We start from the raw sequence: 14,127 nt of genomic DNA, 5'->3' as shown, positions 1-14,127 counted from the left end.
ACGCACCCGTACCCCCCCCCCCCCTCTTGCCCCTCGCCTTCCGATCAACAAGGAGACCCTGGTGCCCGTCCTCCCTGGAGCAGAGCCGTTCCGCCACGAGGGCGGAGAGGTCGGCGTACTGCTCTGCCACGGCTTCACCGGTTCCCCGCAGTCGCTGCGACCCTGGGCCGAGTACCTGGCCGAGCGGGGGCTGACGGTGTCGCTGCCGTTGCTGCCCGGACACGGGACGCGTTGGCAGGACATGCAACTCACGGGCTGGCAGGACTGGTACGCCGAGGTCGACCGCGCGCTGCGCGAGCTGCTCGACCGGTGCGAGCAGGTGTTCGTCTTCGGGCTGTCGATGGGCGGCGCGCTGACCCTGCGCCTGGCCGCCAAGCACGGGGACTCGGTCAGCGGAATCGTCCTGGTCAACCCGGCCAACAAGGTGCACGACCCGCTGGCCTTCGCCCTTCCGGTGGCCAAGCACGTCATCCGCTCCACGCCGGGCGTCGCCAACGACATCGCGAAGCCGGGATCGGTGGAGGTCGGCTACGACCGGGTCCCGACGCGGGCCGCGCACTCGCTGCGCGCGTTCCTGCGCCTGGTGGACGCCGAACTGCCCCAGGTCACCCAGCCGGTCCTGCTGCTGCACAGCCCGCAGGACCACGTCGTGCCGCCCGTGGACTCGGCGCGGGTGCTGGCCCGGATCTCGTCCACGGACGTGACCGAGACCCTGCTGGAACAGAGCTACCACGTCGCGACGTTGGACCATGACGCGGAGCGGATCTTCGCGGACAGTGTTGCGTTCGTCGGACGGCTCTCGAAGAGCGTCGGCAGGGAGGGGGCGGCCAGCGGTGGCTGAGCACGAGGAGTCGTCCGGGGGTGTTCCCCCGTTGGACGAGGAGGCCGCGTGGGCGGCGATCGTCGCCGGGTACGGGCAGGAACCGCCGGACCCGCCGGGATCCAGACCGTTCCGGCCGATCGAGAACCTGATGTTGCCCGAGGAGGACGTCCAGCCGACGCCCCCCTCGGTCGCGAAGCCGCCGGAGAAGCCGGAGAAGGACGCCGGCCCCGGTGACCCGCCGGCCCCCGCCGGGCCGCTGGGCAGCTCGGTGACCTTCGCGCCGGGCGTGGGCGGGGCCGGTCCCCGGGACCACTCGCTCGTCGAGTCGAAGGACGAGGACGTGACGCCCGAGGACCGGGCGGACGAGGGCCATTTCGTTCCTCCGGAGCCGGAACTCCCGGCGGCGGACGCCACCTCCAAGTTCGCCTGGCTGGCGGTCGTGGGCGGGCCGGTGCTGCTGCTTGTGGCGGTGCTGCTCCAGTGGGAGATGACCTGGTGGCTGACCACCCTGGGCATCGGCGGCTTCCTGGGCGGCTTCGCCACCCTGGTGGCCCGCATGTCGGAGGACGACGACGACGAGGACGACCCGGGGCGCGGCGCGGTCGTCTGATCCGCCGTGGTGTCCGGATCCCGCCGGGCCCCGGCCGGGGCCCGGCGGGAGGCCGCCCGGTGTGGGGCGCCCGCCGGCGTCGCGCCGGGCGGCTCAGTCCGACGCCGGGCCGGCGCCGAGGCGCAGCGCCGCCAGGACCGGGAGGTGGTCGGTGGCGGTCCGCAGGTCCGCGTCGGTGACCCCGGGCAGGCCCGTGGGGACCCCGCAGCCCAGCACCTCGACCCCCTTGGACGCGAAGATCGCGTCGATCCTCCTCGGCGCCCCGGACCGCAGCCAGGTGTGTTCCCCGCCCCACGGCGCCACGGCCCGGCAGTCCTGGAGTTCCGCGGCCAGCCGGCCGAAGGCGCGGCCCTCGGGACCCTCGTTGACGTCGCCCGCGGCGATCGCGTACGGGGCGTCCAGGCCCGCCAGCCGCTCCAGCAGCAGCCCCGCGTGCTCCTCCCGCTCCCCCGCGTCCAGCGGCAGGTGCGCGCTGAGCACGCCGACCCTGGTCCCGGGTGCGGGCCCGAAGCGGACGACGGCCGTCGCGAAGCCCCGCCGGTGCAGTCCGGGCCGCAGCGGCAGCAGGACGTCCCGCGTGTGCTCCACGTGTGCGCGCAGCGAGCACAGCAGCAGCGGGCCGGCGGCCGTCGCGCCGCCGCCCAGCACCACCAGGTCGCACTTCGACGCCAGTCGCGCCGCGTGTTTGCGCCACCGGAAGAAGCGTGGCGCCTCCTGGACGCACACCAGGTCGGGCTCGCACGCACGGATCACGCGGGCCAGCGCGTCCTCGTCGTCGCGCAGCGAGCGGATGTTGTAGCTGAGTACCCGGATCACGGCTGAACCGTCGGGCTCCGTATGCGACTTCGGCAGATCCATGCCCCGCAAGATACGCAGCCGCCCGCCGCTCCCACAGGGGGCGCGGCGGGCGGTGGAGGGACCGGGTGCGTCAGCCCTGGCGGGCGAGGTCGGCGGCGCCGACCATGCCGGCCTTGCCGCCGAGCTGCGCGGCGAGGACCTGCGCGTGCGGGCGCCAGGCGCCGCCGATCAGCCAGCGCTTGAAGGACTTGCGGATCGGGTCCAGGACGAGGTCGCCCTCGTCGGAGACACCGCCGCCGACGATGAACGCGGACGGGTCGAACAGGGACGCCAGGTCGGCCAGCCCCGCGCCGGCCCAGCGGGCCAGCTCGCGGAAGGAGTCGATGGCGACGAGGTCGCCGGCCCGGGCCGCCTCGCTGATGTGCTTGCCCTCGATGCCCTCGGGGGTGCCGTCGCCGAGCGCGAGCAGGGTCGTCGCGTTCTCGGGGGTGGCGTTGGCGCGCTGCTTGGCGTACCGGACGAGCGCCCGCCCGGAGGCGTACTGCTCCCAGCAGCCCTGGCTGCCGCATCCGCACAACAGGCCGTCCGGGACGACCCGGATGTGGCCGAACTCGGCGGCGACGCCGAAGCGTCCGCGCCGCAGCTTGTTGCCGATGATGATGCCGCCGCCGAGGCCGGTGCCGAGCGTGATGCAGATGACGTCGTCGTGGCCCTGGCCGGCGCCGAAGCGGTACTCGCCCCAGGCCGCGCAGTTCGCGTCGTTCTCGACGACGACCGGCAGGCCGATGCGCTGCTCGACCTTGTCCTTGAGCGGCTCGTGGCGCCAGTTGATGTTCGGCGCGAAGAGCACGGTGGCGCGCTTGTCGTCCACGTAGCCGGCGGCGCCGATGCCGACGGCGTCGATGGTGTGATTGCTGCTGACCTCGGACACGGCGGCGCAGATCGCGTCCGTCACCCCGTCCGCGGTCGGCGGGGTGGGCACCTTGTACGTCTCAAGGATGGTGCCCTCTTCGTCGACCACGCCGGCCGCGATCTTCGTGCCGCCGATGTCGACGCCGATGGTGAGTCCCATTAGTCCCTCGGTTTCCGGTCAAACCCCGCCACGGCCCACCGTACCCGAGCCCGACGGAGGATCAGTCGAGATCGATCCGCTCGGACGGACCGGAATCGGGACCTTCGTCCCGGTCGTCGCGGCCGGCGCCGGGGGTGCGGGGAGCGCTTTCCCCGCGGGGGCCCGGAGCGGACGGCGCGGCCTCGTCGCGCGTCCAGCGGCGCTCGTGGCCCTCGACGGCCGACCGGTAGGCGGCGAGCAGCTCGGAGCCGGCCGCCGCGAGGTGGTCGAAGACCTCGGGGTTGCGTTCCATGACGGGTTTGGCGGCGGTCTTGGCCTGGGTGACGAACTGGCGCACGGCGCCCTGGGCGGTGGCGCCGAGCAGCGGGTTGTTCAGGGCGGAGACCTTGTCGGCGACGGCTTCGAAGAGCTTGAACAGTTCCTCGGCGGCGCTGCCGGTGCCGGTGCCCGCCTGGCCCTGCCCCGCCCTGCGGCGCTCCTTCTCCGCTGCGAGGTCCTCGGCGCAGGCCTTGGCCCAGGCGTCGTCGTCGATGGGGCGGTCGGTGGCCTCGCTCATGGCGGACTCCTGCGGCGGATGCGGGACGTGCGGGACGGACTACCTTCGACGGTACCCGAACGGTGGTACGGGCCTCAGCGCTCGCGTGGCCACAGCTGCGGATCCGGGGTGAAGCGGACGCGCAGCTCACCGTCGGTCAGGGCCGCGCCCGAGACGGTGCAGCGCCGGAGGGCCGACGGCAGCGAAACGATCCTGCGGTACGGGCCGGCCGTGAGCAGCAGTTCGTCGCCGCGCCGGATCAGGTCCAGGTCGCACTTGCGGGCGCCGGGCAGCGGCACGGCCCAGACCAGCACCCCGTCCTCGGCGAGCCGGTCCTCCACGGCCCAGGCGCGGCGGTACACGGCGGCCTCCCGGGGGGCGATCGCGTCGGTGTCGGCGAGCAGGGCCACGTCCCGGGGGTCGCGGGGGTCGCGGCCGAGGTGCGCGAGCGGGACCACGGTCAGCTCGGCGGCCCACTGGTCGGCGTACTCCCGCTGTCGGGCGCCGAGGCCGGCGACCCACGGGTCGGCGGAGTCCCGCGGGACCATGCGGTTCGCGACGAGGGAGGCGACCGGGAGCCGGTGCAGGGCGAGCCCGAGCCGGCCGGTGCGCAGCGCCTCGTCGGAGGCGGGTCCGGGCTCGGCCACCAGGCGCAGCTCGGTGGCGGGGGACTCGACGACGGCCTCGACGGCGGCCAGTTCCTCGTCCCAGCGGGCGGCCGCCTCGTACAGCCACTGGGCGGGCATGGGCACCCCGGCGAGCTGGGCGAGGACGGGGCGCAGGGCGCGGGCCGCCTGCCGCTGCGCGGGCAGCAGCCGGGCGAGGTAGCGGCGCAGTTGGGCGGGGAGCGCGAGGGTGGCGATCGCCTGGTGCAGCGGGGGCATGTCCACGATCAGGAGATCCACGCCGGGGGCCGAGGCGGCTCGGCGCAGGGCCCTGAGCAGGGCGAACTGTTCGGCGCCGGGGAGTTCGGTGAGTTCCTCCGAGCCGAGCGGTCGGCCGCCGAGCATGCCGATGAGGGAGGCGCCCCGCTCCTGGAGGGTGACGAGTTCGGCCCGGAACTCCTCGCCGGAGTCGATGCGCGCGGCCCGGATCCCGTGGGCGACGGGGACGGCGCTCAGCCCGGGCGCGACCTCCGCGGCGGGGCCGGTGGTGGGCCCGAGCAGCCCGACCAGGCGGTCGTCGGGGGCGCCGGGGTCACCGGACAGCAGCAGGACGCGGCGTCCCTGCCGCGCGGCGGCAAGGGCGGTGGCCGCGGCCACGGTGGTCCGACCGGCTCCGCCGGGGCCGGTGATCAGCAGGGTGTGCATGGTGCGGTGCTCCTGTGAGGGGGTGCGGGCCGGGCTCCGCCCGGGGCGCGCCCTCCGGCGGGGCTGCGTGCCGGACCTCGGGCCTCGAACGCCTGCGAGGTCGAGGCCGGCCGACCCCGGCGTGCGCTCAGGCGGATTCGACGCGCTTCTTCAGGCCCGCCAGGGCGCGGTCGATGATGACCTTCTCGGCCTTGCGCTTGATCATGCCGAGCATGGGGATCTTGACGTCCACGGTCAGCTGGTAGGTGACCTCGGTGCGCTTGCCGCCGTCCAGCGGGGCGAGCCGGTAGGAGCCGTCCAGCTGGCGGAGCATCTGCGACTTGTCCAGCGTCCAGCTGACCTCGTCGGCGCCCGTCCAGGAGTAAGCGAGCGTGTGGTCGTCCTTGATCGCGCCCGCGTCGAGCAGCAGGCGGACCTTCTCGGCGCGGCCCGCGGCGTCGGTGGCCAGCACCTCGGCCTCCTTCACCTCGCCGGTCCACTCGGGGTAGCGGGCGAAGTCGGCGATCACGGCCATGACGTCGGCCGGGGCCGCCTCGATCGTGATGCTCGAGCTGGTGTGTTCCGCCATCGCGGTCGCTCCTCCGGGGAGTATTCGACAAGTGTGCGGGGGCCTCCGGCCGCCGCGTGAAGGCTACCGCGCGTGCGGGGCCGGCCACTCCAGTGCCTCCCCGGTCCCGCGGTGACGGCCGTGCCGGCCGTCGGCGCGGGCGGCACGGGACCGGACGGCGCGGCTCACCACTCCATCGCCCACGGCCGTCCCGTGGAGGCGAAGTGCCCGACGTTCACGCACTCCGTCGCCCCGATCCGCATCCGCCGGGCCATCGGCTGGTGCACGTGCCCGAACAGCGCGTACCTCGGTCGGGTCCGCCGGATCGCCTCCAACAGGGCCTCGCTGCCCCGCTCGAACCGCCTGGCCACCGTGTCGTAGCAGAGCTCCGGCACCTCCGGCGGGATGTGCGAGCAGAGCACGTCCACCTCGCCGAGGGCCTCCACCTTGGCCGCGTACTCCTCGGGGTCCACCTCGTACGGGGTCCGCATGGGCGAGGGCAGCCCGCCGCCGACGAAGCCGAAGACCCGGCCGCCGATCTCCACCCGCTGCCCGTCGAGGACGGTGGTACCGGGTCCCGCGTACTCCGGCCACAGGCCGGGCATGTCGACGTTGCCGTAGGTGGCGTACGTGGGATTCGGGAACGCCGCGAACATCTCGGCGTACTGGCGTCGCACCGCTCCCTCGATCAGTGTCTCCCGATCGAGCCCGGCCCACAGTCGCCGGCCGAGATCGCGTGCTTCCCCGTAGCGGCGCGCGGTGCGCAGTTCCACGATCCGATCGGCGTTCTCGACCCCGAACAGATCGGGGAAGATGCCGCGCGAGTGGTCCGCGTAGTCGAGGAAGAGCACCAGGTCACCGAGGCAGATCAGGGCGTCGGCGCCCTCTCCGGCCCGTGCGAGCGCCTCGGCGTTGCCGTGGACGTCACTGACGACATGAACCCGCGTACGACTCTCCCTGCCCACCATGCCGCCACCCTAGGGGCGCCCGGCCTCGACGGGTAGGGGCACCCCCGCAGCCGGCCCACCTGCGGTTACTTCCGAGTCGCGAACGGGGTCGACTAGTGTCGGCTCGGCACGTCCGTGTCGTGTGACGCATGGAACATCTGGCCGGTTCCCTCTATCCGGAACCCACTACCGGTGGGTAACGTCCGGTCGGTCCACATGGTGGCGATGGCGCCCAGAGGAGCAGCAGTCTTGCGCGAGTTCAGCCTTCCGGCCCTGTACGAGGTCCCGTCGGACGGGAACCTGACGGATCTCATCCGCCGCAACGCCGCTCAGCATCCCGACGTCGCCGTCATGAGCCGCAAGGTGGACGGCAGATGGCAGGACGTGACGGCGACCGAGTTCCTGGCCGAGGTCCGGGCCACGGCCAAGGGTCTGATCGCGTCCGGCATCCGCCCCGGCGAGCGGGTGGCCCTGATCTCCCGCACCCGGTACGAGTGGGTGCTGTTCGACTTCGCCATCTGGACCGCCGGCGGCGTCACGGTGCCGGTCTACGAGACCAGTTCCCCCGAGCAGATCCAGTGGATCCTCGGCGACTCCGGCGCGAGCGCCGTCGTCGTCGAGAGCCCCGGCCACAGTGCGACGGTGGCCGGTCTGCGCGACAGGCTGCCGGAGCTGCGCGAGGTCTGGGAGATCGAGCAGGGCGCCCCCGCCGCGCTCCGCGCCGCCGGCGCCGAGGTCACGGACACCGAGGTCGACGAGCGCACCGCCCTGGCGAACGCCGACGACCCGGCGACCATCGTCTACACCTCGGGCACCACGGGCCGCCCCAAGGGCTGTGTGCTGACGCACCGCAACTTCTTCGCGGAGTGCGGCAACGTCGTCGAGCGGCTCGGTCCGCTCTTCCGCACCGGCGAGTGTTCCGTGCTGCTCTTCCTGCCGGCCGCGCACGTCTTCGGGCGCCTGGTGGAGGTGGCGGCCGTACTGGCGCCGATCCGGCTGGGCTGCGTACCGGACATCAAGAACCTCACCGACGAACTCCAGTCGTTCCGGCCCACGCTGATCCTCGGCGTGCCGCGTGTCTTCGAGAAGGTCTACAACTCGGCGCGCGCCAAGGCCCAGGCCGACGGCAAGGGCCGGATCTTCGACGCGGCGGCCGAGACGGCGATCGCGTACAGCCGTGCGCTGGACGCCCCGGGCGGCCCCGGCCTCGGCCTGCGGCTCAAGCACAAGCTCTTCTCGAAGCTGGTCTACGGCAAGCTGCACACGGTCCTCGGCGGGCGCGGCGAGTACGCGATCTCCGGCGGCGCCCCGCTGGGCGAGCGGCTCGGCCACTTCTTCCGCGGCATCGGCTTCACGGTGCTGGAGGGGTACGGCCTGACCGAGTCCTGCGCGGCCACCGCCTTCAACCCGTGGGACCGCCAGAAGATCGGTTCGGTCGGTCAGCCGCTGCCGGGCTCCGTGGTGCGCATCGCCGACGACGGCGAGGTGCTGCTGCACGGCGAGCACATCTTCAAGGAGTACTGGAAGAACGAGACGGCGACCGCCGAGGCGCTCACCGACGGCTGGTTCCACACCGGCGACGTCGGCACCCTCGACGAGGACGGCTACCTCGCGATCACCGGACGCAAGAAGGAACTCATCGTCACGGCGGGCGGCAAGAACGTCGCGCCCGCGGTGATCGAGGACCGCATCCGTGCCCACGCGCTGGTCGCGGAGTGCATGGTGGTGGGCGACGCGCGGCCGTTCGTGGCCGCGCTGGTCACCATCGACGAGGAGTTCCTGGGCCGCTGGGCCGCCGAGAACGGCAAGCCGGCCGGCGTGACGGCGGCGGAGCTGCGCGAGGACGCGGATCTGATCGCCGCCGTCCAGAAGGCCGTGGACGACGGCAACGCGGCGGTTTCCAAGGCGGAATCGGTGCGGAAATTCCGCATTCTGCCCTCCCAGTTCACGGAGGAGTCGGGCCACATCACGCCGTCGCTGAAGCTCAAGCGGAACGTGGTGGCGAAGGACTACGCGGACGAGATCGAGGCGCTGTACCGGGGCTGATCCCCCTTCCCGGGGCCCCGATCGGAGTCGTTTCGCCGGGCGGGGTCAGCGCGGGTCGGTGAGGATCCGTTCCATGTTCCGCTCGGCGAGCGCGGTGATGGTCACGAACGGGTTCACGCCGAGGGACCCGGGGACCAGTGAGCCGTCGACCACGTACAGCCCCTGGTGGCCCTTGACCCGGCCGTGGTCGTCGGTGGCCTCGCCCAGGACGCAGCCGCCGAGCGGGTGGTAGGTGAAGGTGTCGGCGAAGGCCTTGTTGTCGCCGAACAGGTCGTAGCGGTAGATCGTGAAGTTCCGCCGGTTGATCCGGTCGAAGAGCTGTTTCGCCGCCCGCACCGAGGGGGCGTTCTGGTCCCGGCTCCATTGCAGGCGTGCCGAGTCGGTGGCGGCGTCGTAGGTGAAGTGGCCGCGCTCGGGGTTCTTGGTGATGGCCAAGTACATCGAGATCCAGTGCTCGATCCCCATCGGGAGCGGGGCGATCTCCGCGAAGACCGGGTTGGCGGCGTTGTCCCAGTCGTCGATGCCGAGGGCGGGCATGGTCGACTGGTTCGCCCCGACCGTGTCCCAGAGGTGGTTGGCCCGGGCGGTCATGACGTTCCCGTTGGGCCCCCAGCCCCGGCCGACCTGGTCCGTCAGCGCGGGCAGCGTGCCGGTCTCGCGGGCACGGACCAGGATCTCGGTGGTGCCGAGGCTGCCGGCGCCCAGGAAGAGCTGCCGGCAGCCGAGTTCGCGGGTCTGGGTGACCTTGCCGGTGACGTCGCTGGTCCGCACCGTCAGCACATAGCCCCCGGCCGGGTCGGGTCGGACGCCGACGACACGTTGCATGGTCTCGATGGTGACGTTGCCGGTGCCGAGGGCGGCGGTGAGGTAGGTCTTGTCGACGCTCTTCTTGCCGTGGTTGTTGCCGTAGATGACCTCGCCGGCGAGCGCGGACCGGGGGGCGGTGCCGGCGGCCTCGCGCTTCATGTGGTCGAAGTCGTAGACGTTGGGGACGAAGGTGGTCTTCAGGCCGGTGTTCTGGGCGTGCTTGCGGGAGACGCGGGCGAAGCGGTACCACTCCGTGGACTCGAACCAGGCCGGGTCGATGTCGTTGACGCCGAGCATGGCCCGGGCGCGGGGGTAGTACGTGCCGTACATCTCGTCGGCGTCGACCCGGGGCAGCACCTCGGAGAAGTACGAGCGCCGGGGCGTCGGCGCCATGCCCCCGTTGACGAGGGATCCGCCGCCCACCCCGCGGCCCACGTACACGGACATGTCGCCGAAGTTCACCCGGTCGAGGACGCCGGGGTAGGGACTGATGTTCCGGTTGACCACGTCCAGCCAGAGGAACTGGGCGAGCGGGGCCTCGGTGCGGGTGCGGAACCACATGGAGCGCTGGTCGGGCGCGGAGGTTGACGGGAAGATCCTGCCGTCGGATCCGGGGGTGTCCCAGAGCCGGCCCATTTCGAGGACGACGGTACGGACGCCGGCCTGGCCGAGCCGGAGGGCGGCGACGGCGGAGCCGTATCCGGAGCCCACGACGATGGCGGGGGCGTAGGTCGCCGCGGCGGGTTCGACGGCCGCCGCGGAGGCCGGTCCGATCCGGGTGAATCCGAGCGCGGCGGCGGTCTGGAGGGCGCCGATGCCAAGCATTTGACGGCGCGTCAGCTGAGGTGTCATGGCCGCATGATGAGCGGAATCCGCACATCCCCCCATAGCAGGCGCTGACACACATCTGAGTGACAGTCACACGTGGCGAAACCGGCCACGCCGCGCCGTCCGGGGGCCGGAGGGTCCCCCTGGGGGCGGACCCTCAAAGCAGCTCGCGCAGGCGTTCGGCCAGCAGGTCCCAGCGCCACTTCTCCTCGACCCACGCGCGGCCCCGCTCGCCCATGCGGCGGCGCAGCTCCGGGTCCAGCAGCAGGGTGGCGATCCGGTCGGCCGCCTCCTCCGGGGAGCCGCCCCGGACCACCCAGCCGGTCTCCCCGTCCAGCACCGCGTCGGGGGCGCCGCCCGAGTCGCCCGCGACCACCGGGAGCCCCGTCGCGGAGGCCTCCAGGTACACGATCCCGAGCCCCTCGACGTCCAGTCCCCCGCGCCGGGTCCGGCACGGCATCGCGAAGACGTCCCCGGCGCCGTAGTGCGCGGGCAGCTCCGACCACGGGACCGCCCCGGTGAAGACCACGGAGTCGGCCACGCCCGTCTCGGCCGCGAGTCGGCGCAGGTCGGCCTCGTACGGGCCGCCGCCCACGATCAGCAGCACGGCGTCGGGCACCGCGGCCAGGATCCGGGGCATGGCCTCGATGAGGGTGTCCTGTCCCTTGCGCGGGACCAGCCGGGACACGCAGACCACCACGGGCCGCTCGGCGAGCCCGAGCCGCGCCCGGACCTCCGCGCCGCCCGACTCGGGGTGGAAGGTCTTCTCGTCGACGCCGGGCGGGAGTTGGACCATCCGGGCGGCCGCCCGGTCCGTGACCGCCGAGGCGATCCGGGCGCGCGTGTACTCCCCGAGGTAGGTCAGGGTGTCGGTGCCCTCGCCGATCCGTCGCAGCAACTGGCGCGCGGCCGGCAACTGGGCCCAGCCGGCCTCGTGCCCGTGCGTGGTCGCGACCAGCCGGCGCGCCCCCGCCCGGCGCAGCGCGGGCCCCATCAGGCCGAGTGGGGCGGCCGCGCCGAACCACACCGACTCGCAGCCGTGTTCGCGCAGCAGGCCGACGGCCCGCCGGGTCACCCGCGGGGTCGGCAGCAGCATCGTCGTGCGGTCGCGCACCACCTGGAAGGGCTGCTCCGCGTCGAAGGCCTCGGTGGCCTCGCGGCCCTCGGCGCCGTGCTTCCAGGTGGAGGCGTAGACGACGATCCGGTCGGGATCCAGGCGCAGCGCCATGTTGTGCAGGAAGGCCTGGATGCCGCCCGGTCGCGGCGGGAAGTCGTTGGTCACGATCAGCGTCTTGTGCATCGTCAGCCAAAGTACCGGACGGTCCGGCGCGCACCCGCGCGGTCCCCGCCGACCACTCCCCCGCCCTCGGCGGCACGCCCCCGTCGGAGGCCCGGCGGGAGGCCGGGCGGGCGGGTGGCCCGGGCCAGGGGCTACGGGGCTCCCAGTTCCCCGCTCAGGGCCGCCTGCCAGGCCGTCGTCAGGCCCGCCAGGTCGCCGCCGATCGTCTCCGCCAGTGCCGTCGGCAGCGGCTCGCGGCCCGCCGACTCGTAGAGCCGGACGAGCGTGGCGTCGCCCCACTTGGCCGCGATCAGCCGGCAGGCCAGCCAGGAGCCCTCGTACGCGCGGGCCAGCGCGTCCGGGTCCCCGCCGAACGCGAAGGCCTCGTTCGAGGGCAGCGCGGCCGGCAGTTCACCGCGCCGCACGGCCCGGCCCAGCGCGGGGGCCGCCTCGGCCGGCGTGCTCGCGGTGTCCCGGTAGGCCACCCAGTCCGCGAAGCCCTCGGAGAGCCACAGCGGGGTCTCGGCGGTGGTCGCGGCGCGGGTGGCCACGTGGGTGACCTCGTGGGTCAGCACGATCCGGCGGCCCGCCCCCGACAGCTGGGCGTACCCCTCGGGGTTGACGACCACCCGGTCGGCCGGCGCGGGGCCGGCCCCCGCCTTGCCGGTGGTGACGGCCCCCATGCCCCGGTAGGCGGCGGCGGGCTGCCCCAGCAGCGCGGCCATGGCGTCCAGTGTGCCCGGGACCAGCACCACCACCCGCCCCGCCCAGGGCCCCGGCCAGGCGGCGTCGACCGCGGGCACCGCCCGGTCGGCCTCGGCGGCGATCCCGGACAGGGTCTGCCGGGTCTGTCCGACGCCGAGCACCAGCGCGTGCGCGCCCCGGACCACCGTCGGGTCGCCCTGGTCCCACAGTTGCGGCGGGGCTCCCGGGGCGGGTCGGTCGCCGGTCACCCGCCAGGTCCCGTCGTCCCGGGTCAGGTCGACCTCGCGGGCCGATTCGGCGGGGGCCGCGTCGTGGCCGGTCAGCCGGTAGTGGAGCCGGGCCCGCGCGAGCGCCCGGTCTCCGTCCCGCCGGACCGAGGTGACCTCGTACGACCAGCCCTCCAGCGGGATCCCGGCGAGCCGCGCGGGCGGGGCCGCGGACCAGTCGGCCACGGCGCGCCGGACGCCGGGGTCCAGGGGGGCGGCGCCGGACAGGCCGCATCCGACCAAGAGCACGCACAGCAGCAGGGGCAGGATTCGTACGACCGGCCGATGACGCGGGAGCATCAGTCGATCGTACGCAGCGTCCGCCTCAGGGCCGGGTCACCGAGGACACCGGCATCATGCCGACGGGGTCGTAGCGCACCCGCGCGCCCGGGTAGGGGGCGTGGACCACCTGACCGTTGCCGACGTACATGCCGACGTGGCTGGCGTCCGAGCGGTACGTCACCAGGTCGCCGGGCCGGGCCTGCGACAGCGGCACCTGCCGGCCCGCGTGCCGCTGCGCCTGTGAGGTGCGCGGCAGCGAGACGCCGGCCTGGCGGTAGGACCACACCATCAGCCCGGAGCAGTCGAAGCCGGAGGGGCCGGTGGAACCCCACACGTACGGGCGACCCACGGCGGCCCGGGCCGCCATCACGGCGGTCGCGGCCCGGCCCGAGGACGCGCCGGCGGAGGGGATCTCGGGGAGCGAGCCGGGCCGGTCGCCGGAGCGGGAGGCGCGTTCGAAGTCGGCCCGTTCCTGCGAGGGCATCGCGTTCAGCAGCCGGCGGGCGGCGGCGAGCTTCGCGGTGACGGACCTCTTGTGCCGGGCGACGTCCGTGCGCAGGGCGTCCAGTTCGGCGAGCTTGTGGGAGGCCTCCCGGCGTTGCAGGGCGATCCGGCGCTGCTCGTCGCGGAGTTCGTCGAGCTGGTCGGCCTGGCGGTCGCCGAGCCGGCCGAGGACGGCCGCCTTGTCGAGGTAGTCGTCGGGATTGTCCGACAGCATCAGCGAGAGGGTGGGGTCCATGCCGTCCGAGCGGTACTGGGCTCCGGCGAAGGCGCCGAGGACCCCGCGCATGGTGTTGATGCGGTCCTGGCCCCGGGCGACCGAGTCCTGGGCGCGGCTGATCTCGGCGCGGAGCCGGTCGGCCTTCTCACCGGCCTCGTTGAAGCGTTCGGTGGCCTGCTCGGCTTCCTCGAAGAGCCGGTCGACTTGGGCTCGGGCGCCCGCCGAGGGGTCCTGCGGGAGGCCGGGGGCCGCGCCGGCGGGTGCTCCCGTCATGGCGACCGCGGCGGTGGCCGCTGCGGCGGTGAGGACGGTGATCTTCGTGTTCCGGTCGAGGCCGGTGAGGCCGGGCCGGCGATGGGACGCCACGTGGAACCGCTCCCTTCCGCTTGCGCGGGGCCCGGGTCCGCCCTCCGTGGACGGCCGTGTGCCGGGTTCCGCGCTGGCAGACAGTAGCGGCGCGACGGGGCGCCGACCAACGACCGTCGGGGGCCGGGTACACCGGCGCCCCGCAGGAGACGCAGGTCACCGGCGGGGCGCGAGGTCAGAGCGGG

General features: G+C 73.8%; 13 protein-coding genes. 3 read left to right on the top strand and 10 right to left on the bottom strand.

Annotation, left to right across the window (positions count from 1 at the left end):
* The first annotated feature begins 61 nt into the window (after positions 1-61).
* Complete coding sequence (locus tag OG906_RS24460; protein WP_329445775.1) at positions 62-841, top strand: alpha/beta hydrolase; 780 nt, start codon at positions 62-64, stop codon at positions 839-841.
* Positions 834-1,433, top strand: coding sequence for a hypothetical protein (locus OG906_RS24455; RefSeq protein ID WP_329445773.1), 600 nt, complete (start codon positions 834-836; stop codon positions 1,431-1,433). Before OG906_RS24460 ends, OG906_RS24455 begins: the two co-directional genes overlap by 8 nt.
* 93 nt (positions 1,434-1,526) lie before the next feature.
* Here OG906_RS24455 and OG906_RS24450 read toward each other — a convergent pair whose 3' ends face one another.
* The 6 genes from OG906_RS24450 to OG906_RS24425 form a co-directional block, all read right to left on the bottom strand.
* Positions 1,527-2,291, bottom strand: a complete 765-nt coding sequence (locus OG906_RS24450; protein ID WP_329445771.1) for an endonuclease/exonuclease/phosphatase family protein — start codon at positions 2,289-2,291, stop codon at positions 1,527-1,529.
* A gap of 70 nt (positions 2,292-2,361) precedes the next feature.
* A complete protein-coding gene (locus tag OG906_RS24445; RefSeq protein ID WP_053676048.1) occupies positions 2,362-3,303 on the bottom strand; it encodes an ROK family glucokinase in 942 nt (313 codons plus the stop codon).
* Positions 3,304-3,364: 61 nt separating this feature from the next.
* Positions 3,365-3,859, bottom strand: a complete 495-nt coding sequence (locus OG906_RS24440) for a DUF5304 domain-containing protein (protein WP_267826036.1) — start codon at positions 3,857-3,859, stop codon at positions 3,365-3,367.
* 74 nt (positions 3,860-3,933) lie between these two features.
* On the bottom strand, positions 3,934-5,148 hold the full coding sequence (locus tag OG906_RS24435; protein ID WP_329445769.1) for an ArsA family ATPase: 1,215 nt from the start codon (positions 5,146-5,148) through the stop codon (positions 3,934-3,936).
* Between the two features lie 127 nt (positions 5,149-5,275).
* Positions 5,276-5,716, bottom strand: a complete 441-nt coding sequence (locus OG906_RS24430) for an SRPBCC family protein (protein ID WP_053676051.1) — start codon at positions 5,714-5,716, stop codon at positions 5,276-5,278.
* Between the two features lie 164 nt (positions 5,717-5,880).
* A complete protein-coding gene (locus OG906_RS24425) occupies positions 5,881-6,663 on the bottom strand; it encodes a metallophosphoesterase family protein (protein WP_267826035.1) in 783 nt (260 codons plus the stop codon).
* Between the two features lie 228 nt (positions 6,664-6,891).
* On the opposite strand from OG906_RS24425, the gene OG906_RS24420 reads away from it, so the two are divergent.
* The gene (locus tag OG906_RS24420) at positions 6,892-8,688 is read left to right on the top strand and encodes an AMP-dependent synthetase/ligase (protein ID WP_329445766.1); all 1,797 of its coding nucleotides are present in this window, start codon (positions 6,892-6,894) and stop codon (positions 8,686-8,688) included.
* Between the two features lie 45 nt (positions 8,689-8,733).
* Here OG906_RS24420 and OG906_RS24415 read toward each other — a convergent pair whose 3' ends face one another.
* The 4 genes from OG906_RS24415 to OG906_RS24400 form a co-directional block, all read right to left on the bottom strand.
* Positions 8,734-10,347 carry a GMC oxidoreductase gene (locus tag OG906_RS24415; protein ID WP_329445764.1) on the bottom strand — a complete coding sequence of 538 codons (1,614 nt, stop codon included), beginning with the start codon at positions 10,345-10,347 and terminating at the stop codon, positions 8,734-8,736.
* A gap of 133 nt (positions 10,348-10,480) precedes the next feature.
* Positions 10,481-11,623 (bottom strand): glycosyltransferase family 4 protein, encoded by a 1,143-nt coding sequence (locus OG906_RS24410; protein ID WP_329445762.1) that lies wholly within the window; start codon positions 11,621-11,623, stop codon positions 10,481-10,483.
* Positions 11,624-11,754: 131 nt separating this feature from the next.
* Complete coding sequence (locus tag OG906_RS24405) at positions 11,755-12,873, bottom strand: hypothetical protein (protein WP_329445760.1); 1,119 nt, start codon at positions 12,871-12,873, stop codon at positions 11,755-11,757.
* 25 nt (positions 12,874-12,898) lie between these two features.
* Entirely contained in the window at positions 12,899-13,942 is a 1,044-nt protein-coding gene (locus OG906_RS24400) for a C40 family peptidase (RefSeq protein ID WP_329445758.1), read from the bottom strand.
* Positions 13,943-14,127: the final 185 nt, after the last annotated feature.

It is taken from the genome of Streptomyces sp. NBC_01426 (genome assembly GCF_036231985.1).
In the GTDB taxonomy this organism is placed as follows: Bacteria; Actinomycetota; Actinomycetes; order Streptomycetales; family Streptomycetaceae; genus Streptomyces.
This window is presented reverse-complemented; position numbering and strand designations above follow the sequence as displayed.

Bases quoted from the DNA above. Each gene is read 5' to 3' on its own strand.
- OG906_RS24440 (WP_267826036.1), bottom strand. From the start codon at position 3,859: ATGAGCGAGGCCACCGACCGCCCCATCGACGACGACGCCTGGGCCAAG.
- OG906_RS24415 (WP_329445764.1), bottom strand. From the start codon at position 10,347: ATGACACCTCAGCTGACGCGCCGTCAAATGCTTGGCATCGGCGCCCTC.
- OG906_RS24410 (WP_329445762.1), bottom strand. From the start codon at position 11,623: ATGCACAAGACGCTGATCGTGACCAACGACTTCCCGCCGCGACCGGGC.
- OG906_RS24405 (WP_329445760.1), bottom strand. From the start codon at position 12,873: ATGCTCCCGCGTCATCGGCCGGTCGTACGAATCCTGCCCCTGCTGCTG.
- OG906_RS24445 (WP_053676048.1), bottom strand. From the start codon at position 3,303: ATGGGACTCACCATCGGCGTCGACATCGGCGGCACGAAGATCGCGGCC.
- OG906_RS24450 (WP_329445771.1), bottom strand. From the start codon at position 2,291: ATGGATCTGCCGAAGTCGCATACGGAGCCCGACGGTTCAGCCGTGATC.
- OG906_RS24435 (WP_329445769.1), bottom strand. From the start codon at position 5,148: ATGCACACCCTGCTGATCACCGGCCCCGGCGGAGCCGGTCGGACCACC.
- OG906_RS24430 (WP_053676051.1), bottom strand. From the start codon at position 5,716: ATGGCGGAACACACCAGCTCGAGCATCACGATCGAGGCGGCCCCGGCC.
- OG906_RS24425 (WP_267826035.1), bottom strand. From the start codon at position 6,663: ATGGTGGGCAGGGAGAGTCGTACGCGGGTTCATGTCGTCAGTGACGTC.